Annotated in this window: 20 protein-coding genes; 12 read left to right on the top strand and 8 right to left on the bottom strand. The window is 57.1% G+C overall.

Features of this window, described 5'->3' with window-relative positions; genetic code table 11:
- Positions 1-145: 145 nt before the first annotated feature.
- The gene (locus CFT68_RS02620) at positions 146-1,432 is read left to right on the top strand and encodes a metal-dependent hydrolase family protein (protein WP_088841869.1); all 1,287 of its coding nucleotides are present in this window, start codon (positions 146-148) and stop codon (positions 1,430-1,432) included.
- A 100-nt stretch (positions 1,433-1,532) separates the two neighbouring features.
- Here the strand turns inward: CFT68_RS02620 and CFT68_RS02615 are convergent, their stop codons facing one another.
- Positions 1,533-2,297 carry a glycosyltransferase family 2 protein gene (locus CFT68_RS02615; RefSeq protein ID WP_088841868.1) on the bottom strand — a complete coding sequence of 255 codons (765 nt, stop codon included), beginning with the start codon at positions 2,295-2,297 and terminating at the stop codon, positions 1,533-1,535.
- Positions 2,298-2,397: 100 nt separating this feature from the next.
- Between CFT68_RS02615 and CFT68_RS02610 the strand changes: the two genes are divergently transcribed.
- Positions 2,398-2,697 carry a hypothetical protein gene (locus tag CFT68_RS02610; protein ID WP_088841867.1) on the top strand — a complete coding sequence of 100 codons (300 nt, stop codon included), beginning with the start codon at positions 2,398-2,400 and terminating at the stop codon, positions 2,695-2,697.
- 162 nt (positions 2,698-2,859) lie between these two features.
- Positions 2,860-3,720, top strand: a complete 861-nt coding sequence (locus CFT68_RS02605) for a LysM peptidoglycan-binding domain-containing protein (RefSeq protein WP_170934677.1) — start codon at positions 2,860-2,862, stop codon at positions 3,718-3,720.
- A 122-nt stretch (positions 3,721-3,842) separates the two neighbouring features.
- On the opposite strand, the gene CFT68_RS02600 is transcribed toward CFT68_RS02605, so the two are convergent.
- Together CFT68_RS02600 and CFT68_RS02595 are read right to left on the bottom strand one after the other, a co-directional pair.
- A complete protein-coding gene (locus CFT68_RS02600) occupies positions 3,843-4,724 on the bottom strand; it encodes an SDR family oxidoreductase (protein ID WP_088841865.1) in 882 nt (293 codons plus the stop codon).
- 44 nt (positions 4,725-4,768) lie between these two features.
- On the bottom strand, positions 4,769-5,170 hold the full coding sequence (locus tag CFT68_RS02595; RefSeq protein ID WP_212590357.1) for a hypothetical protein: 402 nt from the start codon (positions 5,168-5,170) through the stop codon (positions 4,769-4,771).
- Positions 5,171-5,263: 93 nt separating this feature from the next.
- On the opposite strand from CFT68_RS02595, the gene CFT68_RS02590 reads away from it, so the two are divergent.
- From CFT68_RS02590 to CFT68_RS02580, 3 genes are all read left to right on the top strand, one after another.
- Positions 5,264-6,112 carry a Rossmann-fold NAD(P)-binding domain-containing protein gene (locus CFT68_RS02590; RefSeq protein WP_088841864.1) on the top strand — a complete coding sequence of 283 codons (849 nt, stop codon included), beginning with the start codon at positions 5,264-5,266 and terminating at the stop codon, positions 6,110-6,112.
- Between the two features lie 82 nt (positions 6,113-6,194).
- Entirely contained in the window at positions 6,195-7,442 is a 1,248-nt protein-coding gene (locus CFT68_RS02585; protein WP_245815257.1) for a BaiN/RdsA family NAD(P)/FAD-dependent oxidoreductase, read from the top strand.
- Between the two features lie 352 nt (positions 7,443-7,794).
- Positions 7,795-8,241, top strand: a complete 447-nt coding sequence (locus CFT68_RS02580) for a ferritin-like domain-containing protein (protein WP_088841862.1) — start codon at positions 7,795-7,797, stop codon at positions 8,239-8,241.
- A 161-nt stretch (positions 8,242-8,402) separates the two neighbouring features.
- Here CFT68_RS02580 and CFT68_RS02575 read toward each other — a convergent pair whose 3' ends face one another.
- Positions 8,403-10,337: a DEAD/DEAH box helicase gene (locus tag CFT68_RS02575; protein ID WP_088841861.1), complete on the bottom strand. Its 1,935-nt coding sequence runs from the start codon at positions 10,335-10,337 to the stop codon at positions 8,403-8,405.
- A 393-nt stretch (positions 10,338-10,730) separates the two neighbouring features.
- The gene (locus tag CFT68_RS02570; RefSeq protein WP_088841860.1) at positions 10,731-10,922 is read right to left on the bottom strand and encodes a cold-shock protein; all 192 of its coding nucleotides are present in this window, start codon (positions 10,920-10,922) and stop codon (positions 10,731-10,733) included.
- 314 nt (positions 10,923-11,236) lie between these two features.
- Here CFT68_RS02570 and CFT68_RS02565 point away from each other — a divergent pair, with 314 nt between their 5' ends.
- The gene (locus tag CFT68_RS02565) at positions 11,237-11,650 is read left to right on the top strand and encodes an acyl-CoA thioesterase (RefSeq protein ID WP_088841859.1); all 414 of its coding nucleotides are present in this window, start codon (positions 11,237-11,239) and stop codon (positions 11,648-11,650) included.
- Positions 11,651-11,667: 17 nt separating this feature from the next.
- Here CFT68_RS02565 and CFT68_RS02560 read toward each other — a convergent pair whose 3' ends face one another.
- Complete coding sequence (locus CFT68_RS02560) at positions 11,668-12,264, bottom strand: SMI1/KNR4 family protein (RefSeq protein WP_088841858.1); 597 nt, start codon at positions 12,262-12,264, stop codon at positions 11,668-11,670.
- A gap of 108 nt (positions 12,265-12,372) precedes the next feature.
- On the opposite strand from CFT68_RS02560, the gene CFT68_RS02555 reads away from it, so the two are divergent.
- The 3 genes from CFT68_RS02555 (at position 12,373) to CFT68_RS02545 (ending at position 18,111) form a co-directional block, all read left to right on the top strand.
- On the top strand, positions 12,373-15,798 hold the full coding sequence (locus CFT68_RS02555; RefSeq protein WP_088841857.1) for a UvrD-helicase domain-containing protein: 3,426 nt from the start codon (positions 12,373-12,375) through the stop codon (positions 15,796-15,798).
- A 146-nt stretch (positions 15,799-15,944) separates the two neighbouring features.
- Positions 15,945-17,207, top strand: coding sequence for a TCR/Tet family MFS transporter (locus CFT68_RS02550; RefSeq protein WP_088841856.1), 1,263 nt, complete (start codon positions 15,945-15,947; stop codon positions 17,205-17,207).
- A gap of 55 nt (positions 17,208-17,262) precedes the next feature.
- Entirely contained in the window at positions 17,263-18,111 is an 849-nt protein-coding gene (locus CFT68_RS02545) for a hypothetical protein (protein ID WP_088841855.1), read from the top strand.
- Between the two features lie 267 nt (positions 18,112-18,378).
- Here the strand turns inward: CFT68_RS02545 and CFT68_RS02540 are convergent, their stop codons facing one another.
- Positions 18,379-18,882 carry a vitamin K epoxide reductase family protein gene (locus CFT68_RS02540; protein ID WP_088841854.1) on the bottom strand — a complete coding sequence of 168 codons (504 nt, stop codon included), beginning with the start codon at positions 18,880-18,882 and terminating at the stop codon, positions 18,379-18,381.
- Between the two features lie 75 nt (positions 18,883-18,957).
- Entirely contained in the window at positions 18,958-19,155 is a 198-nt protein-coding gene (locus CFT68_RS02535) for a GldL-related protein (protein WP_088841853.1), read from the bottom strand.
- 104 nt (positions 19,156-19,259) lie between these two features.
- Here CFT68_RS02535 and CFT68_RS02530 point away from each other — a divergent pair, with 104 nt between their 5' ends.
- Both CFT68_RS02530 and CFT68_RS02525 read left to right on the top strand, forming a co-directional pair.
- Positions 19,260-22,289: a PD-(D/E)XK nuclease family protein gene (locus CFT68_RS02530; RefSeq protein WP_245815256.1), complete on the top strand. Its 3,030-nt coding sequence runs from the start codon at positions 19,260-19,262 to the stop codon at positions 22,287-22,289.
- An 88-nt stretch (positions 22,290-22,377) separates the two neighbouring features.
- On the top strand, positions 22,378-22,812 hold the full coding sequence (locus CFT68_RS02525; RefSeq protein WP_088841852.1) for a nucleoside deaminase: 435 nt from the start codon (positions 22,378-22,380) through the stop codon (positions 22,810-22,812).
- Positions 22,813-22,879 lie beyond the last annotated feature (67 nt).

Raw genomic sequence — 22,879 nt, 5'->3', positions numbered from 1 at the left:
TAGAAGTGGAAGCTGAAAATATTGCTCAGCAGATGGCCCATGTTCTACGACAGCTAATTGGGTTGCCGGAACAGGCCCGCAGGCCTTGGCAGCAATTCTAAAGCGCGACCTATCTTGTGTCGTATTATTTTTCAACGCACCAACTATGCGCATTTTAGGGGCCTCTGCGATATTACTGCTTGTTGTATCCTCACAATTGGCCCTAGGCCAGTCGACGCCCTCAACACTTCCCCCTACTTCGCTCCTGCTCCGCCCTGCCGCCGTTTTCGATGGCGAAACGCTGCATGCGGGTTGGGTCGTGTTGATAGAGAACGACAAAATCAAAGCCGTAGGCCCCTCGGCGCAGCTCACCGCCCCAGCCGGTGCCCGCACCCTGGAACTGCCGGGCCTTACGCTGCTGCCGGGCCTCATTGAGGGGCACAGCCACATGCTGCTCCACCCCTACAACGAAACGCCTTGGAACGACCAGGTGCTGCTAGAGTCCTCAGCGTTGCGCGTGGCCCGCGCCACAGCTCATGCCCGCCGTACCCTGGAAGCCGGCTTTACTACGGCCCGCGACCTGGGCAGCGAAGGTGCCGGTTACGCCGACGTAGGCCTCAAGCAAGCCATTGATCAGGGCCTGATTCCGGGTCCGCGCCTGCTGGTAGCCACGCGCGCGCTGGTGGCCACAGGCAGCTACGGCCCCAAGCTTTCCGCCGAGGTGGATGTGCCCCAGGGTGCCCAGGAAGCCGATGGTGTGGACGGCATCATTCGGGCCGTACGGGAGCAGATTGGGAAGGGAGCCGATATCATCAAGGTGTACGCCGATTACCGCTGGGGCGCCGGGGAGCCCAGCCGACCCACCTTCTCGCAGGAAGAACTGACGTTGATTGTGCAAACCGCCCGCAGCACCGGTAGGCCTGTAGTGGCCCACGCCAGCACGCCCGAGGGTATGCGCCGTGCCGCGCTGGCCGGCGTGCAAACCATTGAGCATGGTGATGCCGGCACGCTAGAAGTGTTCAAGCTGATGAAGCAGCGCGGTGTGGCCCTCTGCCCCACTGTGGCGGCCGGCGATGCTATTTCTCAGTATCGGGGCTGGCGCAAAGGCCAGGACCCCGAGCCGGAACGGCTTGTGCAGAAGCGCCTGAGTATGAAAGCGGCCAAACAAAGCGGCGTAGAGCTGGCCATTGGTGGCGATGTGGGCGTGTTTACCCACGGCGACAACCTGCGCGAAGCCGAGCAACTAATCCAGGATTTCGGCCTGCCCACCCTGCAGGTACTGCGCGGCCTCACCAGCACGAACGCCCGCCTTTTTCAGCTTCCCGACCGCGGCCGCATTCAGCCTGGCCTACTCGCCGACCTGATTGCCGTTTCCGGCGACCCAACGCAGGACATCAAAGCCTTGCGCCAGGTACGCCTGGTGGTAAAAGGCGGTGTGATTGTGAAGCAATAAGACCAAGCACCCTGTGCTACGAGAGGAAGTTGGTGTGGCCTCTAGGCCACACCAACTTCCTCTCGTAGCACAGGGTGCTTGGTTTAGTGGCCTAGGCCAGTCAAGCTCCCGGCCGCTCAATGCCCAGCGCTTTCAGCTGTTCGGCATACTTATCATATATCACTTGCAAATCCTGACCGTGCTTATCGGCATCTACCCCGATGCTGACGTTGCTGGTATGGAAGCGGTGTAAGTGGCTGATGTGCGGGCAAATAACGGGCAAGTGTCCGGCCAGCAGAAACCGCACATAGAGGTCTAAGTCTTCGGCCATTTCAATTTCCTCATCGTAGCCACCCACTTCATCAAACAAGGCCCGGCTGTAGCACACATTGCCTTGAATGAAGTGCTCGGCCCGGAAAATGGCGCGCAGCATATCGGTGGGCGTCTCGAACTTCCAGGCGTAGTAATCCTCATTGGGCAGGTAGCGCCGGTCCTGGTCAACACGCAGGAAATCGGCCACAAACCAGGGCTGGCCGTCGTGCGTCTGTATCTCAGCGGCATAATGATAAAGTGCCCGCTGCAGGAGCAGGTCATCATCATCGAGCGGCACCAGCCAGCCATCGGCGGGAGTATCCTGCCGGATGAGCAGGTTGCGCGCCGGGCCGGGCAGGAGCTTGGTGCTCTGGGGCCGCACCCGCAGCGGCACGCCGTCGTTGTGTTCTTCCGACTTCAGCCATTGGGCCGTGTCGTCGGTGCTGGCATTTTCGCAGATCAGGTGGTCAAACGTAAAGTCGAGCGGCGCCGATATGCTGGCGCGGACACTGGCCACGGCCTCGGGCAGAAACTGCCGGCGGTTGTGGGTAGGAGTAATAATGGAGAAGTGCATAGCCCGTATTCTCTCCCAGCCCGAAAAAAGTTGCGGTAGGCCACTCAGAAGTCAACTTTCGCGCTCTGGAGGCGTTAAGGCCGTATTAGTTGTTTTTTTCATGGCCCGGTTTGTTGTCAGTTTTCGTTTGCCCGATGCCTTCGATGAGGACTTTATCGTTCTTATTCCTCGCCACCGTGCCTTCATCAACCGGCTCATCGAGGACAGCATCATAGAGGCCAACGCCATCAGCGCCGACCGTAGCCGCGGCTGGGTTACTATGAACGGGCAGCACACGGCGGCTATAAAGTCAATAATAGAACAGTTTCCGCTTTATCATTTTTTGCGCGAGGTTGAAATTGACGAGCTCTTCATCTACGACAGTACTTCCGGTCGCTTTCCTCGTATCAGCCTCAACTAGGTGAAGCCTGATGTTTGAGTGGCCTAGACAGCGCAATTGGCGCAAGCTGCGCAGTCTGAACGCCAGAATCAACCTTTTACCATTTCACTTTACCATCTCTTCGGCTCGGTTTGTGCATATTGTATGCCCTTCCCACATCCCTGTTTAGCTGCTAGTTCCTGTATGATTTCTATTTTCCGACTCTCCGCCGTTGCAGCCCTTGCAGCAGCCACAGTCGCCACATCTGCGGCCGCCTTAGCGCCGAGCGAAAAACTCTCCACCGACCAGGTTATTTCCCGCTTAAGTACGGCCATTACCAACCTCAAAACGCTGCGCTGCACCGTGCGGGCGCAGGAACGCATCGAGGGCTCCTATCAGAAGGCACACACCCAAATGAAAATGGCCTTCTCTCCTTATAAGGTGTATTTGCGCAACCAAAAGGGAGTAGAAGTGCTCTGGGTGACGGGCCAAAATAACGGCGATGCGTGGGTGTACCCCAACAGCTTCCCTTACGTCACGCTCAACCTCGATCCGCTGGGCGCTCTTATGCGCAAAAGCCAGCATCATAGCGCCTTAGATGCCGGCTACGGCACCATTGCCGAAATGCTACACGGCTCCAGCCAGCGCCTCGACCACACCTTCGAAAAGACGTTCCGCTACAGCGGCGACACCACCATTGCCGGCAGACCCGCCTACATTTTACGCGCGTCCTATCCGCAGTTCCGGTATGTGGCCTACAAAACCACCAAGCCCGAAACCGTTACCGCCATTTCCGACAAATTTGGCTGCGGCGAGTACCGTATTCTGGAGCGCAATGATTTATCAGCGGGGGCTACGGTGCCAGCCGGCCGCACGCTGCAGGTGCCCAACGCATATGGCCGTCGGATTGTGATGTGCATAGACCAGAAACTCATGCTGCCCCTCGTGGTGCAGGTGCACGATGATAAAGGGCTATTTGAGAAGTTTGAATTCTCCGATATCGTGGCCAATCAGCCTATACCCGCCGCTGAGTTCACCAAGGATTTCAAGGGCTATAAGTTCTAGAACGGGTATTTTCTTACGCTCATAAAAAAAGCCGCCCACTGATGGGCGGCTTTTTTTATGAGCGCTTTCTGGGCAGCCTAACTATGGTGCTAGGCCACTCAGTGGGTATGTATTTAGTACTGTTAACGGCGCATCGTCTTTTCAATCTGGTCCCACATGGGGGCCGGAATGGCTTCGAGCTTGTTAAACTCGCCGGCCCCGTTGAGCCACTCGCCACCATCGAGCGTCACTACTTCACCGTTCATGTAAGCGGAGAAGTCCGACACCATATAAGCTGCCAAGTTGGCGAGCTCCTGATGTTCGCCCACTCGCTTGAGGGGCACGCTGGCAGCTGGATCCAGCTTCGAGGCCAGAGGCTCGGGGAACAGACGGCTCCAGGCACCCTCCGTCGGGAATGGACCGGGCGCTATGGCGTTGGACCGGATGCCGTACTTGGCCCACTCCACAGCCAAAGAGCGCGTCATGGCCAGCACACCCGCTTTAGCTGCCGCTGAAGGCACCACGTACGCCGACCCTACGGATGCATAGGTGGTTACAATATTGAGAATGGTGCCGGGTTTCTTGTCCGCAATCCAGCGCTTGCCAAAAGCCAGGGTGCAGTTGTAGGAGCCGCGCAGTACAATGTCCACAATCACATCAAACGCCTTATGGCTCAGGCGCTCCGTGGGACTGATGAAGTTGCCGGCGGCATTGTTCAGGAGCACATCTACCCCGCCAAACGTATCGATGGTTTTTTGGAGTAGCGCTTCCACCTCCTCGTACTTGCGCACATCGCACTGCACGGCCAGCACATTGGCATTCTGGGTCTGTTCGCGCAGTTCTTCGGCCGTTTTTTCCAGCACATCCAGCTTGCGGGAGCTGATGACAACGTTGGCGCCCAGCTGCAGGAAATAGGTGGTCATGGCGCGGCCTAGGCCAGTGCCGCCGCCCGTCACGACGATGGTTTTGCCCTGCAGGGCATTATCGCGAAGCATGGGTTGGGCGTAAGGATGGCTGGAAGACATAGTGGGGTCGGTGGGAAAGTTGAGAAACACAAAAAAGGCAGCGGCTACTGCCGCTCCTCAAATAAACCAGTTATTCGGGTAACAGTGCCTTCGGCGACGATTCTGGAGCCCTCAACACAGTAGAAACCAGTGCCAGGGCGCACTTGCTCCTGGTGAGACCTGCGTCCTTCCTGGATACCAAAATGATACATTCTGGCATAGAGCCACTCCCCTGTTGGCAACGGATGACCAGGAGGATAGGAGTTGCCCTCGGCATCATAAAAATCTGGGTAAAGCATCCAATAGGTTAGCTTCTTAGGGTCGAAAGCATACCTAAAATCCCAACGAATTCCGTTATAGGTCCACATATACCGACCACCTTCCTCGTTAGTGAGAATGCGGATACGGGCCTCAAAATCATCGGGCTGGTCAGGATATAAACGGTAAGTTGATGGCAGATCAGGCACGCAGCATTCCTATTAGACCTCAAAAATAGTGTTTTCTATATTCTTTCGGGTTTGGGTTGCCAAAGTAAGATTTTTTGCCACCTTTACCCGTCCATGTCCCAAACCCCTGCCTATTCCCCGCCTGCCTCATTACCCACCATTGCCGTGCTTGGCTGCGGGTGGCTAGGCCTGCCGTTGGCGCGCGCCTTGGTCAAAGCGGGGTATCCGGTGAACGGGTCTACCACCACGCCTGGCCAGCTTCTCACCCTGCGCGACGCAGGCATTCGGCCGTTTCTACTGCGCCTGAGTCCCCGGCTTTCCTCTATTGATGCCGATACACTGCGTGTGTTACTACACGATGTCGAAGTTTTGGTGCTCAATATTCCTCCTTCACGTGCAGCCGGTTCCGCCGAAGCTTATCCGGCTCTGCTGGAGTTGGTAGTACATGCTGCCTCGCTTGCGGGCGTGCGCCACATTCTGCACGTCAGCTCTACCGGTGTCTACCCTGATGAGCCGCGCATTATGCACGAAGCAGATGCGCAAGCTTCTGCCAATGCCACTACTCCTATGCTGCGGGCTGAAGCTTTGTTCTTGGGCCCGGCCCATACCGTGGTGCGCCTGGGTGGCCTACTGGGCCCTGGCCGCTCTGCTGGCCGGTTCCTGGCTGGCCGCCACGATTTGCCCCAGGGCGACGCACCCGTAAACCTTATTCACCTCGATGACTGCGTAGGCCTGCTCCAGCATATTATTGCCGAGAACAGTTGGGGCCACACCTTTAACGCCTGCGCCGCAAACCACCCCACTCGCCGGGAGTTTTACCCGCTTGCGGCCAGCCGGCTGGGGTTGGAGCCTCCTACCTTTCTCTCCGAGTCAGCCGGTGGTAAAATCATTGACAGTACGCTGGTTCGGAGCATTACGGGCTATACCTTCCGGCACGATGATGTGCTGGCGGCCCTGGCCTAGGCCACTTGGGGCCAACGGTTTCGTGGGTTTCTAAATGCGTCGGGAGGCTGCAAGTCGAGTTGCGGAGCGTTACCTTTGCTTTGTGAATGCAGAAAAGAAGACGGTAGCCGTTTTGGGCGGAGGTGCGGCAGGTTTTTTCGGGGCTATTGCCTGTGCAGAAGCCAACCCCGACCTTAACGTTCTACTGATTGAAAAAACCGGTAAGCTGTTGAGTAAAGTCCGGATTTCGGGCGGAGGCCGTTGCAACGTAACCCACGCGGCCGATACGCCTGCGCAACTGGTGCAGCATTATCCGCGGGGTCAGAAGCAACTCAAAGAACCCTTCAAGCAGTTTGGGGCCCCTGATACGGTGCGGTGGTTTGAGCGGCGGGGCGTACAGCTCAAGACCGAGCCCGATGGCCGCATGTTTCCCACCACCGATTCGTCGGAAACCATTGCGCAATGCTTGTTGGAGGCAGCTAGTCGCGCCGGAGTGCAGATATGGCTGCATACCACCGCCGAGCAGATTGAGCCCCAGCCGGACGGTGGCCTACGCCTTACTTTAAGCGGCGCGCATGCCCAAACGCTAGTCGTTTCGCGGCTGCTTATAGCCACAGGAGGCGCCCCCAAAACCGACCAGTACGCGTGGCTTCGGCAGCTAGGCCACTCCATTCAGGAACCCGTGCCGAGCCTGTTTACCTTCAACGTCCCGAACTCGCCGCTGCGGGAGCTGCCGGGTGTGAGCGTGCCCCAGGCCCGTGTGCGGGTGGCCGGCGAGAAACTCGAATACGAAGGCCCGGTGCTTGTTACGCATTGGGGACTGAGCGGCCCGGCCGTCCTGAAACTTTCGGCCTGGGGAGCCCGGAGGCTGCACGAGTTGCAGTACCAAAGCACCGCCCTCATCAACTGGATTCCGCAGTATACGGAGGAGTCATTGCGGGAGTGGCTTCTGGAATTTCGGGAGCAGCATGGCAAGAAAGGCGTCCTGAACAATCCCCTCTTCGGGTTGCCCCAACGACTGTGGCGCACGCTCGCTGAGCAGGCCGGAATTGGGACAGAAACCCGCTGGAACGAGCTGCCAGTCAAGCTTCAAAACCGCCTTATTGAGAGCCTGTTACGCACCTCCTTACCCGTCCGAGGCAAGACCACTTATAAAGACGAATTTGTAACGTGCGGCGGCATAGTACTCAGCGAAATCAATATGCAAACCATGGAAAGCCGGCTAGTTCCTGGCCTACACTTCGCCGGCGAAGTGCTGGATATCGATGGCATCACGGGCGGCTTCAACTTCCAAGCCGCCTGGACGACGGGCTATCTGGCTGGGCGTGCTATGGCGGAGAAGGTTAATTAGCGAAGTGGTGAAGTAGGCATTTGAGTGGCCTAGGCCTATGCGTGTCATTGCGAGGAGGCACGACGACGCAATCCTTCCTTCCGAGCGCGCCATCTGGTAGCCAACTACAAAGCCCTTACCGCCACCGTGGAGGGAAGGGCTTTGTGGTGTATCAACGGCTCGTGCAATCGAAAAGGAAAGATTGCTTCGCTCCGCTCGCAATGACAGACAGGCCTAGGCCACCTCTAGGCCTGTCGGACGACATACTCACCACTTCACAATTTCACCTCCTCCCCTCCCGCAACCCTAGAGGAGCTTTGGCAGTAAAGGAAACCACAATCTTTCTTTCCTAAACACCAAAACTACTCTCCTCATGGAAGCTAAAGCACTTCAAGCCGGCCTGAACGAACTCCTCGAAACTCTGAAAGACGGCCAGCGTGGCTACACCGAAGCCATGACCGACGTCGAGGATGCCGATCTGAAACAGGTATTCAAGAAGTACGCAGCGCAGCGCTCCGAATATATCACGGAGCTGGAAGATCAGATGCACAAGCTGAACCTGCATCCTGATGAAGAATCTTCTATTACAGGTACTGTGCACCGGGCTTTCATCAACCTGAAAAGCATTGTAACCGGCAAAGATCGTCATAGTATTCTGGCTGAGTGCGAGCGTGGTGAAGATTACGCCAAGAAAGCCTATGAAACGGCTCAGAAGCTGCAGGATTTGCCCGGCGGCCTGAAGAGCCTGATTGAAACTCAAGCTGCTGGCATCAAGCAGGGCCACGACGAAATCCGTAACCTGCGCGACGCCTCGAAATAAGTACTGGTGTCGTTCGAAGACTGGCTGAAATAAAGCCTGTTTTCGAACCGACCCAACTTTCTTAAATGGCCTAGGCCACAAACAAAAGAGCCGCTCCCTGGGAAGCGGCTCTTTTGTTTGTAAGTAGTTAGCTCATGTGCGTTCAGCACATAAGGGCAGGTCTATTCGTCGCGCTTGCCTTTGTAGCCACCACCGTAGCTGCTGCCACCGCGGTTGCCACCGTCGCGGCTGCCGCCACCGTAGCTACCACCGCCGCGGTTGCCGCCGTAGGAGCCACCACCCCGGTTACCACCGTAGCTGCTGCCACCTTCCCGACGGTCGCCACCGCCGTAGGAGCCGCCACCACGGTTTCCACCGTAGCTGCCGCCACCGCGGTTGCCGCCGTAGCTACCGCCGCCTTCGCGACGCTCACCACCACCAAAGCCACCTGGGCCACGGCGCGGACGCTCACCACCGAAGGCACCGCCTTCCTGCTGGGCATCGCCTTCTTGGCGGGGAGTTGCAATGTTGAACGCTACCGGACGGCCCTGGATGGTGCTACGGCCAAGCTGGCTGATAACTTCCTCCACGAACTCGTTCGGAATCTCAACGAAGCTGAACTTGTCATACAGAGCAATGTCACCTACTTTACCGGCGGTGAGGCTGGTGTTTTCGGCAATCAGGTCTACGATGTCGCGGGGATGCAGACGATCCTTCTTGCCCATCGTTACGAACAGGCGCGTGAAGCCGGCGCGGGCAGCACCTTGGGTGCGGCTGGCATCGAGGCTTTCCTGAGCACGCTTGTCTTCTTTCATCGTCATTTTCAGCAGAGCAGCAGCCACGTCCAAAGACGTTACGGCCTCTTCCTGATCCTGATCGATAAGACGCTGTACGCGAGCGATATACTTGTCGAGGTTGCCCTTTACAATCACCTCCTTAATGGAGTTCAGCATCAGCGTCGTTTTCACCTCCGATACATCTTCGAAGGACGGCACGCGCTCCTGCTTGATGGTGGCTTTGGTGAAGCGCATGATATCACGCAGCTTGTAAATGTCGCGGCCGCTCACGAAGGTGAAGGCCTTACCTAGTTTACCAGCGCGGCCGGTGCGGCCGATGCGGTGTACGTAATATTCTTCGTCGGCGGGCAGGTCGTAGTTTACTACTACTTCCACGTTCTCCACGTCGATGCCGCGGGCGGCTACGTCGGTAGCAACGAGGATTTCCAGCGTGCCTTTGCGAAATTTATCCAGCGTGTTCTGGCGCTGCTGCTGGCCCATGTCGCCGTGCAGGCCTTCGGCAAAGTAGCCTTTGGCTTGCAGGTCGCCCACAATCTCGTCCACCATGCGCTTCGTGTTAGCGAAGACGATGCCCGACTTGATGTTGTACATGTCGATGAGACGCGTCAGCACGTCCTTTTTCTGCGGACCACGCACCTCGAAGTAGCTCTGCTCGATGTTGGTAACCGTCATTTCCTGATGGTTTACCTTCACGATCTGAGGATCTTTCTGGTAGCGCTTGGTCATGTCCATGATCGGCTTGCTCATGGTAGCCGAGAAGAATACCGTCTGGCGCTCTTCAGGCATCTTCTTCAACACCGTCTCGATGTCGTCGCGGAAGCCCATGTCCAGCATTTCGTCCGCCTCATCGAGGATGATCATTTTGCAATGCTCCAGCTTCAGCGTACCACGCTCAATGTGGTCCATCACACGGCCGGGCGTACCAATCACGATCTGCACACCGCGCTCCAGGGCGCGGAACTGCCGGTCGTAAGAAGAGCCACCGTAAATTGGCACTACGGCCAAGCCACGCTTGTATTTGCCAAGCTTCTGGATTTCGCCGGAAACCTGCACCGCCAGCTCACGAGTGGGGCACAGCACGAGGCACTGTACTTCACGCGAGTCGGTGTCGATGCGCTCAATAGCGGGGATGGAGAAGGCGGCGGTTTTGCCGGTGCCGGTCTGGGCCTGGCCGATTACGTCGCGGCCTTGCAGCAATACGGGAATACCAGCGGCCTGAATTGGCGAAGCTTCTTCGTAGCCTACTTCGGCAATGGCACGCTGCATTTCTTCAGAGAGGGTCAGCTCGCTGAATTTCATCTTTTCGGTTTCGTTTTCCATTTCTATGTTGATGGAGTGGAGACAATAGCTCTGAAAACAGCGGATTCAGCGACGCTCTTCTCCCACTCAACAACAACGACAAGTGACGGAAGCAACGGACGGAAGACAAAGCCGGCCCAACAAGTTTCTTAAAGGCAGCTCTCAAGCTGCGCGGAACGTGGCCGTTCTCAAATGCGGCTGCAAAGGTAGGGAGAAATATCGGAAAATCCATGTTTCTGCTAATCTACGCAGAGCTATTCTCCATAAATACGCAGCAGCAGGGCATTGGTTAAGAGAGGCACCGCTTGATAGCGGTAGTACTTTCTTCCGTGTAATCTGCTTTTTCCCAGGCAACAAAAAAAGCAGGCCCTTTGGAGGACCTGCTTTTCTAAATCTATCCGAAAAAGGATAAAACTAAGCTAGTTTCACTTTAACGGCGTTCAAGCCCTTGCGGCCCTGAGCAATTTCGAACTCAACTTTGTCTTTGTCGCGGATTTCGTCGATCAGCTCGCTTACGTGTACGAAGATGTCCTCGCCGGTCTCGTCCACTTTGATGAAACCAAAACCTTTGGTTTCGTTGAAGAATTTTACAGTTCCTGTCTGCATGGTACTTTTGTGATAGATGATTTTTTTAAGATAAGCAGATTTCCTTGCTGCTTACCCTTCCTCGCGGAAGTACTCAACAGGGTCTGGGTCACTACATTCTCTTAAACCTGCTTCAAATATAGCATATACTTTCTAATCTGCCATATACAGTGCTATCATGCCCTGAATTTATACCAAAAAAATCTGTAGCTCAACGGTTTGCACGTCACGTTCCTTACCCTCTAGGCCACATTCCGCGGCGGCATTCCTGTTTTTAAGTGTATTTATAGTGGCTTAAGCAGTATTCATACCTCTGATTCCCGTTCATTTACTCCATGGATACACCTGCGTCCCGATTCTCTCGCTTGCTCACCGTGCAGCCTCAGGATATTGATGAGCTAGACCACGTAAATAATGTGCAATACGTGCGGTGGGTGCAGGATACAGCTGGTGAGCATTGGCTAACGGCCTACCCTGCCGACGAGCGGAAGCAGTATATCTGGGTGGTGCGGGAACACCGGATACACTACCGCCACCCGGCCCTGCTGGGCGAAGAGCTGCGCTGCACCACCTGGATTGGTGAGGTGCGCGGCGCCCAGTGTCAGCGCTTTGTGCGCATCGAGCGGGCTTCAGATAATAGACTGCTTTGCGAAGCGGAAACGCAGTGGGTACTGCTGGATCCAGCCTCCAAACGGCCAGTCCGGATTGAGCCGGATGTGGTGGAGCGACTGTGGGGGCCGGTGGGATAAGCTTATTGTTTGTAAAGCTACTTTTTGATAATACCGCCCCAGCCTAAGTTATTGGAAGGCGCATATGCCCCCTTTTCTAGATCAAGAACGTAGGCGTCAATCCACTCGCTTAAGGAAGCAGCAACGATAGGCCTATTGGCATCATCATGCCACATTCTGATTATCTGTCCTGACTTTCCCTCGCTGGTGGGAGCTACGTCAATACAATAACTATTTCCGCAGCCGTCAGTGGTAAAAGGAATCCATCCAGTGTGCCACCAGTCATTCCTTACTCCCGGATCTGGTTCTGAGGTTATGGGTTTCCCAGAAAGTTTTATTCCCTCTTCATTGATTGACGGCAATATAGAATTCCAGCTTTCCCACTCCGCAATTATATCTTCAGTGCTTAACAGACTATCACCATCAAAGAGACTCAAGTGCGTTTGCGCTTGCCCGTTATGTACCGAAAGAAATAATTTAAAATCTTCAGGCAGTTTGGCATTAAGCACAGATTCTACCTTATCTAATTCCGCAACTGAAGCTGGCGCATTCAGGGTAGCCAGTACAGCTGGATAATTACTTTTAATCCAACTCTCAATTCTTTGCCAATACGCTGTCATTGAGAATATTATCATAAGATTTAAAAGCCTTAAGCGTCAAATAGAGGAAATGCTGCTTCCTGCAGCATCCTACTTTTCCGTGATACAAAAGTCTACTTTTGCATCCACATTTCCCCGCCCACAATGCCCGCCACCTTCCGCATCTACTCCTCTTCTGCCGGCTCTGGCAAAACGTATCAGCTCACCAAGGAATACCTGAAGCTGGCGCTGGGCTCTGAGGATGCGGCGTACTTCAAGCGGATTCTGGCCATTACGTTTACCAACGATGCGGCGGGCGAGATGAAGGAGCGCATTATTGGAGCGCTACGGCGCTTTGCGTACCCAGTGGAAGGCGAAGAGGACCAACTGCTGGCCCAAATTGCGGAAGAACTGGCCTACGAGGGCAAGCTAGAATATCTGCCGACGCCGGAGGAACGGCAGCGGGAATTGCGCCAACGAGCTACCAAAACGTTTCGGCTGGTGATGTACCACTACGCCGATTTTGGCGTCAGTACCATCGACTCCTTCGTGCAGCGAATTGTGACGGCGTTTACGCGGGAGCTAGGCCTGCCTGCCACGTTTGAGGTGGAGCTGGACAGCGCCACCGTGCTGCAAAGCGCCGTGGCCTTGCTGCTGGACCGCGTGAACCGCGACCCAAATGCGGCATTGCTTTCGCGCACCATTTCGGATTTTGCCCTGATGAAGGCCGATGAAGGCCGCAGCTGGAATAACCTGCCCGCCGAGCTGGTGGACTTTGGGCAGTTTCTGCTCAGCGAGCCGGTGCACGAGGCCGTAGAGCAGCTGCAGAAGCTCTCGATGCAGGATTACCGCCGCCTGCACGAAGGCCTGCGCCAGCGCCGCGACGAGATTGAAACGGCCTTCCGAACCGTGGCGGAGGTGGCGCAGGAGGCTATTGAAACGGCTGGCATTTCCGAATCAGACCTGTACCAGGGCAAGAGTGGCCTACTGGGCTACGTGACCAAGTGGGAGGAGCGTCTACTGCCCGATAAGGAGGCCAACAGCTACGTGCGCGCCACCGTGGAGCAGGACAAATGGTACAGCAGCAAAGTAAAAACCGCCGCCGACAAAGCCCGTGTAGATGCGGCCAAACCGGTATTGCTACTGGCCTACGAGCAGATGGAGCAGCTCCGCCAGCACTTGCTGCCCGATTACCTATTGGTGACGGGTATGCTGCCCTACCTCTTTCAGGTGTCGCTGCTGAGTGAGCTGAGCAAGGCCGTGGATCAGCTGAGCCGCGAGCGGGGCGTGGTGCTGATTGCCGAGTTTAACCGCCGTATTGCCCAGATTGTGCTGCGCGAGCCGGTGCCGTTCCTCTATGAGCGCCTCGGCGACCGTTACCAGCACTTGCTGATTGACGAGTTTCAGGATACATCTGTCTTACAATGGAATAACTTACTGCCGCTGGTTGAAAATGCCGTATCCACGGGCAGCCTAAGCCTGGCCGTGGGCGACGCGAAACAGGCCATTTACCGCTGGCGCGGAGGTGAGATGGAGCAGATCCTGCGCCTCTACCAAAACCAAACGGAGTACCTCTACGGCCGCATTGCCGACGACGAGTTGCGCGGGCTGCTGGCCGACCGCTACTACACGCTGGACCAAACGCTAGAAGCAGCAAATCTGAACACCAATTACCGTTCGGCAAGTCAGATTATTGAGTTTAATAACACGCTGTTTGCACACGTAAGCCAGTCGCATCAGATGCTACCGCTGGTGCAAGGCATTTATGATGAGGGGTTTCAGCAGATTGCGCCGCCTGCAAAAGCTACTACTCGGCTAGGCCACGTTGAGCTGTTGTTTACCGAGGACGACGCGCCGGCCTGCCGCTACGATGCCGCCATCGGCACGTATACGCCCGCCCTGCTGCCCGGCTACACCGTAGGCCAGACGTTGGATTACGAGGAAAGCACCCTCTACCTGACGCTGCAACTTGTGGAGCAGGCCCTGGAAGATGGTTTCCGGCTGCAGGACGTGGCCGTGCTCTGCCGACGCCGCGACCATAGCCGGCGCATAGCGAAGTTTCTGAAAGAGCGGGGCTACGACATCATTTCGGCCGACTCACTTTCCCTAGAGTTTGCGGAGGTGGTGAACCTGCTGGTGGCCCTGTTTCGGGTACTTAACCAACCCGCCGATACGCTGGCCCGCGCCGAAGCCCTGCTGCTGACCGAGCGCGTAGTACGCGGCCTTGCTCCCACCCCGGACCGCGCCCGCCACTGGGCGGAGCTGGCAAACGCCGACTCGGCGCTGCCGTTCTTTGATGAGCTGCGCGCCCTGGGCTACGATGTGCGGGAGCGGGAAACCGGCAACCTAGGCCTCTATGAGCTGACCGAGCGCCTGATTGGGCTGTTTGGGCTGCTGGACCGGGCGGCGGAGCGTGAGTACTTGTTTCGCTTCCTGGACCTGACGCTGGAATACAGCCTGCGCTTCGGCAACAATCTCAACAACTTTCTGGCCTACTGGGACCTCAAAAAGAGCAGCCTCAGCATCAATGCCCCCGCCGGCCGCGACGCCATAACCATCACCACGGTGCACAAAGCCAAGGGACTGGCCTACGGTGTGGTTATCGTGCCGTTTGCCGACTGGTCCCTGACGCCATACCGCGGTACGCTGCTCTGGGGCCGCCTCACGGAAGAAGCAGATAAGCCCGTGGCGCTGATGCCGGGCGTGGCGGTGCTGCCCCAAACGCAGGCGTTGCTTCATACTCCCCTGGCGCAGCAGTACACGGAGGAGTTGGAAAAAACCTTCCTTGAAGGCCTGAATATGCTCTACGTGGCTTTCACCCGCCCTCAGCACCGTCTCTATGCCATTAGTCGGAAGCCTAAGCCAGTGAAGGCCGTTAAAGAAGGGGAAGCACCAACCCCCGCCGAGCCAGCTAAAACGGTGGCGGAGATTCTGCATCGGTACCTGCTAAGCACGAGCCAGTGGGAGGATGAGCAGATGGCCTACGTAGTAGCCGACGGGCAGCGTACGGTGCCGCCCATCAACCCGGCTTCTAACAAGCCCAACCACGATCTGCCACTCACCAACCTCACCAGCACCCCCTGGGAGGAGCGCCTGCGGCTGAAGCGCCACGCTAATACCGTGTTCGACTTCGATGATCAGCAGGAGTTGCGCGAGTGGAACCGGAAGCTCCACTACGCGCTGCGCCGGACGCACTTAGCCGCTGATATAGAGCGCGTAGCGGCCATGCTTGTGGCTGAAGGCCTGGTAAGCACCCGCGAGAAAAAAGAACTGCTGCAGAAGCTTGAGGGCGTAGTAGGCCACCCGGAAATGGCGCATTATTTCAGCCCGGAAGTACAAGCCGAAGCCGAGAGGGAGATTCTGGTAGGCGGCACGCGTAAGCAGGATTATAAGCCCGACCGGATTGTGTTTGAGGCTGCGCCCAACGGCGGCCGGCCGCGCGTTACGCTCATCGACTTCAAGGTACCACCCGCCGAGCCGAGCCACCGCCAGCCCCTGCTTAAATACGCAGGACTGTTTCGGCAGCTTGGCTACCAGGACGTACAATGCGTGCTCTATTATTTTGATACACAGGAAGTGGTGAAGTTCTAAAACCCATTCTAGGCCACTTTACAACGCTGAAAAGCACGTCATCCTTCCTTCGTCAGGATGACGTGCTGATTGTCTAGCAGCCAGATTTCAGGTGCGGCGCAACCCTGAGTGGCCTACCTTTGCAGCCTATTCTAGCCCTCCCCTCTATGGCAGCTCCTCGCAAGGCCGCGCTTGGCTTCATCTTCCTGACGCTGCTGCTTGATGTTATCGGCATCGGCATTATCCTTCCGGTAGTACCTCGGCTTATTCAACACCTCACGGGCGGCACCGTGAGCGACGCAGCGCGCTACGGTGGGTGGCTGGTGTTTGCGTTTGCGGTGATGCAGTTTCTGTTTTCACCAGTGCTGGGCAACCTTTCCGACCGGTTTGGCCGGCGGCCGGTGTTGCTGCTCTCCCTGCTTGGTTTCGGGTTTGATTATATTCTGGTAGCCTTTGCCCCTAGCCTCGCCTGGCTGTTTGTAGGCCGCCTGATTGCGGGCGTGATGGGTGCCAGCTTCACCACGGCCTCAGCCTATATCGCGGACATTTCGACCCCAGAAACCCGTGCTCAAAACTTCGGAATGATTGGCGCCGCCTTCGGGCTAGGCTTCATCATCGGGCCACTGCTGGGTGGCGTGCTGGGCAAGCACGGAACGCAGCTGCCGTTTCTGGTGGCAGCTGGCCTTACGTTCCTGAATGTACTGTATGGTTATTTCGTGATGCCGGAATCATTGCCTGCAGAGAAGCGCCGCCCCTTCGAGTGGAGCCGCGCCAACCCTATCGGCTCGCTAAAGCTGCTGAAGCGCTTCCCCGTAATTATGGGTCTGGTGGCTTCCCTGCTGTTCATCTACGTAGCCGCCCACGCCACCCAATCGGCCTGGACGTACTACGTGATGGAGAAGTTTAAGTGGGACGAGGCGTGGGTGGGCTACTCGCTGTGTGCCATTGGGTTGCTGGTGGCGCTGGTGCAAGGCGTACTCATCCGGCGCATTAATCCGGCGCTAGGCCAGAAGCGCTCCGTGTACCTAGGCATGCTGCTGTACGCGGTGGGTTTCGTGCTGTTTGCCTTCGCCACTAAAGGTTGGATGATGTTTGCGTTCCTGGTTCCCTACTGCCTGGGCGGCATTGCGGGGCCGGCGCTACAGGGCATCATTTCGGGGCAGGTGCCCGCCAACCAGCAAGGCGAGTTGCAGGGCGCCCTCACCAGCCTAATGAGCCTCACTTCCATCGTCGGCCCACCGCTGATGACGAACCTGTTTGCTTACTATACCAGCCCTAAAGCGCCTATGTATTTCCCTGGCGCGCCTTTCCTGCTGGGAGCAGTGCTTATTCTGATCAGTCTGGGTCTAGCGGTTCGTTCGTTGTCAAGCTATGTTGCCCCGGTTGGTGCTGAGGGGGAAGCCGAGCCAGTCGTTAGCGCGGGGCACTAACAAAAGCCCCTTACTTTATACATCTCCCTTTTTCTACAACGGGCATTATCTGTTTATGCTTGCTAATTATGGGTTTAAGCTGCGGCATATATTCTTGCCGTTTGTCGTGATAGGTGCGGCTTTCCTTTTCCTATATAGCATTGCCTATTGGCTGCTGGCCTTATGCTGGCAGCTCGTCAACCCTTACTCAGAGACACGCCTTTTGCTTCCCTTTGCATTGAGCGGCATCATCGTGTTTCTGGGAATGCGGCCCCGGATCAATATGCTGCACAGAGGGCAGGATGCCCGGTGGTTAACGCTTTTTTATATGGTGCCCTGTTGCATTATCGGCTTAGCCTCCATTTTCTTAACCAGCTTTTTGATTCAGGCTACTGGCACGCTCACGTCTTTAGGCTCCCCAAGCGACGTGCAGAACTATTCACCTACCCTGTTTTATACGCTGCGTCAAGGTTATACATACAAGCCAGGCGCAGGATTAAGAATCACCGAAACGATTACTGGCAAGCACGATAACCAACTACTCCTACAGGCCTACATCGCTTCTCCAGTGCTGGCCACGGCAGCAGATTCGGCGGCGCACACCGCATCTCTTTGGCTGGCTTGGAGTAAGTCTATCGAGCTAGATGCCACACGACCTAAAGGCGAAATAGAGCGTCAGTACAGGAAGTTTGTGCGGGATTGCAACTCGCAGTTTCGAGCAGCCAATCTGACGAGCTACCGTTACCTCTCCCGTATCACGAAGGCCGATGACAACATAAGGTTTCAGATGGCCGCCCGGCGCAGTTCCTTCTTCCGCGATGACGCCACACCTGTAGTGCTGCAGCCCCATACAGAGCCGTTTGATCAGCGTATGTATCCACCCTTGCGGGGAGCGGTCTGGACGCTAGGCATAGGTATGATCTAATACCTGTTCATGCTCGTGTTTCCGAAGGTGGCCACGACCTATGGTGAGATGTGGCTGATGGGTGGAAGCTAGCCGCTACTTCACACAAATAAGGCATTCCTTCCGCCAACGCTAGTGACTATAGCTCTTGCTCACGGCACCGCTCAGGCGGTGTCTAGGTAAAACAGGATTCTACCTCCCATTCCACCAAGCCTTGGTAGTAGAACCGCCCCGTAACAGAGCGGACGGTTACGGGGCGGTTGATTTGAGGGGCTAAGGCCTAGCAGATTACCGCTTACCCAATAGCTTCCGCAGCCCCTTCAGCGCCTCGGGCATGGCCAAGGCCAACGAGGCGACTGAGGCCACCGACGCCACCTGGCAGTAGAAGCACAGGGCCTTGTTTTCCTGCCACTCCTCCTGGCCTAGCCTGATTGTCGTGAAGGTATCGAAGAGGGTTTTGAGGCCCATAGCCACCGGAATAGCGGGTTGCTTGCTGGCGCGGTGTAGGCCACCGGCTCCGGCCAGGCAGGCGGTCAGGCCATAGGTCACAATCATGGGCAGGGCGTCGGGAGTATCCAGGCGCTTGTAGCCGTAGTCGGAGGCATCTACCTTATCTGAATCGAAAGGGCCAACTGGCGGGTCGGGCAGGTGATGGATGATGCCGGTCTGGTACAGGCTCACGATCTGGCCGGCGGCTACGCCCAGCAACGACAGGCCAATAATCCAGCGGCGGCGGTTGAGGTCAGCACTCTGACCGTAACGAAGTTCAAGGCTAAGCTGAGTAGGATCCATTAAGAGAACAGTTGCAGTTAAGTTATTGCCACTGGTACGATGCTCTTAGGGGGTTTGGTTAAGGTGGCGCTTGCGCTAGTGGTTGAGAAAGTCTTTCACCCTGGGATGGAAGAGGAGCTTTACAAATAAGCCCAACGCGCCCAGCACCGACCCGGCCATTCCACTCATCAGCAGTTCGTCGGCCCCTTGCCAATGCATGATTTTGAACAACGCTCCCATGACACTGAGGCTCAGCCACAATAAGAAGAAGAGTAGAAAATACTTGGTTTTCATAGGCACTAGGAGATGATTGGCTGCGAATTTTCTCCAATATAGCCCTTCAGGCTTCTCTTGGCTGAAACTGATCCTCACCCTGTCAGCGTTATCTTTACTGCTATATGATTGCCTCCCCAGTTGCCTCTCCCACGCCTCCCGCTGCTTCTGCCACGCTCCCCGCCGCTACGCCCTTTCTGACGCGGATGGCGCGGGAGCTGGTGGCGCGCTACGGCCCCACCGATGAACTCTCGGATCTGGTAGTGGTAGTGCCCACGCGGCGGGCAGTGGTGTATCTGCAGAACGAGCTGAGCTTGGCCGCGGAGGCTGGGCAGGCGGTTTGGAGCCCGCGCATTGCGGCCATGGAAGACTACATGGTGGAGCTAGCCGGCGTGCAGGTGGAGGAGCCCATTGCCTTGCAGCTGCTGCTGTTCGAGATTCTGCGCGAAATCGACCCGAAGCTGGATTTCGACCAGTTTGTGGGGTGGTCGGGGTTGCTGCTCCAGGACTTTTCCAGCCTCGATCAGAACCTGGCCTCCCCGAAGAAAATCTTTGAGTACCTCTCGGAGGCTAAGGCCCTGGAGCGCTGGGAGCTGAGCAACGAGCCGGCTCCGCAGAGCACTACGGCGGCTTATTTCCGCTTCTGGGACGACTTGGAGAAGGTATACCGCCGCCTGCGCCGCCAGATGGAGCGCACCCACCTGGCCTACCCTGGCCTAGCGTATCGACTGGCGGTAAACAAGGTCCAGACGCGGCTGGAAGCCGACGAAACACTGCCCCAGCACGTCTTTATAGGCCTAGGCTCCCTCTCGAAGGCAGAGGAAAAGCTGATTCGGCTGCTGCGGAAGGCGCGCCGGGCCGAGGTGCATTTTGATGGCGACACCTTCTATTTGGAGCCCGGTACGCCCAACCGCGCCGGCCAGCACCTGCGCCGCTACCAGGATATTTTTGAGCTGCCGAATGAAAACCTGGGCGGCCCCGCCGACTTGCTGCGGGGTCTGCCGCGCGATATTCGGTTTGTGGGCGTGGCCAATGCCTCCATGCAAGGCAAAGTGGCGGGCCAGCTACTGGCCGAATCGAGGCGCCAGAACCCCAGCGCCAAGGTGGCGGTAGTGCTTCCCGACGAAACACTGCTGCTGCCCGTACTCCACGGCCTCCCGCTGGACGCCGTGCCGGAGTACAACGTAACCATGGGTCTAAGCTTCCAGAGCACTCCCCTGTTTAACTTGGTAGATCTGCTGTTTGAAGTGCACCTGACGGGCGTAAGGGAAGGCTCGCCGGAAACCGGTTACGGCATTCCGCGCTATCACCACTTGGCTGTAAGCAAGCTGCTGCAGCACCCGTTTTTGCGGCGCTACCAGCAGTGGCTCGATAAGCAGCCCGAAGAGAACTTCCACGGCCTGCTGGACAAAGTGTGCCGCACCATTGTGAAGCGTCACGCCGTGCTGCTCACCGCCGAAGAGCTGCAGACCTGGGGGCAGGGCCACCCGCTGATTCGGGCGCTGTTCAAGACGTGGAACAACTGCGACGACATCATTGCGGCCTGCTACACGCTCATCGACCTGCTCAAAAAGGCGTATCAGGATCAGCACTCTGCCATTGAGGCGGAGTACCTATACTTATTTTTCACGCTCGTGAAGCGGCTTGATTCGGTGTTTGACTGCCGAGAGCAGCGACTGTCGGTGCGCTCGTTCCGGCGGTTTCTCTATGAGCAGATGAAGAACACGCGCCTGCCGTTCAGCGGGGAGCCCATTGCCGATGTGCAGGTGATGGGTTTGCTCGAAACCCGCGCCCTCGACTTCGACCACATCATCATTCTGAGCTGCAACGAGAACGTACTGCCGGCCCCCAAGCGCCACAGCTCCCTGTTCCCGTACGATGTACTAACCACCTTCCAGCTACCCACCTACGCCGACCACGAAGCCGCCACGGCTCACCAGTTCTGGCGCCTGCTCCAGCGCGCCCGGCAGGTAGATTTGCTCCACATTCTGCCCGGCGCCGAGGGTACACGCACCGGCGAGCGAAGCCGCTTCCTGCTGCAAATTGAAAACGACCTGCTGCCCCAAAGCCCTGGCCTACGCCTGCACGACCTGACCGTGACTTCTCTCGCCGAGGAGCCTCACAAGCCCTTGGCGTCTCTGCCCGAAACATCTTCGGCCCATGAGCTAACGGTGGAGCGCGAAAGAGAAGCTCCCGGCGACATTGTGCTAGAAAAAGATGCCGGCATGCTGCTGGCTCTTCGCGCAGTGCTGGTGAAAGGCCTCTCGCCCACGGCTCTAAACCAATACCTGAACTGCTCCCTGCAGTTCTATTTCCAGCGAGTAGCCCGCTTCCGCGAAAACGACGAAGTGGAGGAAGTCCTGGGTCCCGATGGCTTCGGGACGGTGGTGCACGAGGCGCTGGAGGAACTGATGCAGCCCTTTCAGCAGCGCAAGCAGCCCATTACCACCGCTGATATTCCAGGCCTCGTGAAGCTCGCTCCCATCATGATTGCCAAGGCGTTGCGCAAGGAGGAGGAAGGCCGCCACGCCCGCGCCGACGAAGGCCTTAACCACGTACTAGGCCAGGTAGCTTCGCAGCTGGTGCGCCGCTACCTCGAGGGTTTGCTGGAACAGCCCGATGGCTTACCGCTCCAGGTGCAGAGCCTGGAAGAAGCGCTGCAGGCCACCATTTATGTGCCGCTTCCTTCCGGCGAGAAGTTGCCCGTGAGCCTGGTAGGGTTTGCTGACCGCGTGGATCAGCTGCCCGATGGCCGCCTGCGCGTGGTAGACTACAAAACCGGCCTCGTACAGGCCTACGACCTGCGCCTGCTCAAGCGCGGCGAAGGCCCCACCGATGCCGTGGAGCGCCTCATCACGGATGCCACACCCAGCGCCGATAAGGTCCGGCAACTCTGGCTCTACCGCCTGATGCTGGCCCACGGCGGGCGCCCCGCCGCGGATGCCGCTATCATTTCCCTGCGCAACCTAAGCGCCGGCCCTATGTCGGCGGATATGAGCTTTCTGACGGAAGGCGGCCAGGACTTTGTGCAGCACAGCGAGCAGCTGCTCGGCCGAATAATAAACCGCATCCTCGACCCGCAGGAACCCATCCGCAAAACCGACGACTTGGATAAGTGCCAGTATTGTGCGTATCGTAGCATTTGCGCCCGCTAGGCCAGTAAGTGCAGCGCAAGCCGTAGCTTGCAGCTTTTATTCCTATTCACCTGGCCTAGCTTCCACCGCAGGCCCTACCCAAAATACCATGGACGAATTTATGCAGGCCGCTATTGATGAGGCGCGCCAGGGCCGCCAGGAAGGCGGCATTCCAATCGGCTCGGTACTCATGCGCGACGGTAAGATTGTAGCCCGCGGCCGCAACAAGCGCGTGCAGGAAGACAACCCCATTAAGCACGGCGAAATGGACGCCCTCTACAATGCCGGCCGCCAGCGCACCTACCGCGACACGGTGCTCTATACCACGCTCATGCCCTGCTACATGTGCGCCGGCACCATCGTGCAGTTCAAAATCCCGAAAGTGGTAGTAGGCGAAGACCGCACATTTGGCGAGTCCCGAGCCTTTCTTGAAAGCCACGGCGTGGAGGTAGAAATCCTGGACCTCGACGAGTGCGTGCAGATGATGGCGGACTTTATCCGCGACGAGCCTACGCTCTGGAACGAAGATATTATGGAGCTGTAACCCAGCTCCTTTTTCTTTTCTATTCTCCTAGCCTATCCTATTTGCCCGACTTTTATTCTTGTTATTA

Origin of the sequence: Hymenobacter gelipurpurascens (assembly GCF_900187375.1) — a bacterium.
GTDB classification, from domain to species: Bacteria; Bacteroidota; Bacteroidia; order Cytophagales; family Hymenobacteraceae; genus Hymenobacter; species Hymenobacter gelipurpurascens.
This window is presented reverse-complemented; position numbering and strand designations above follow the sequence as displayed.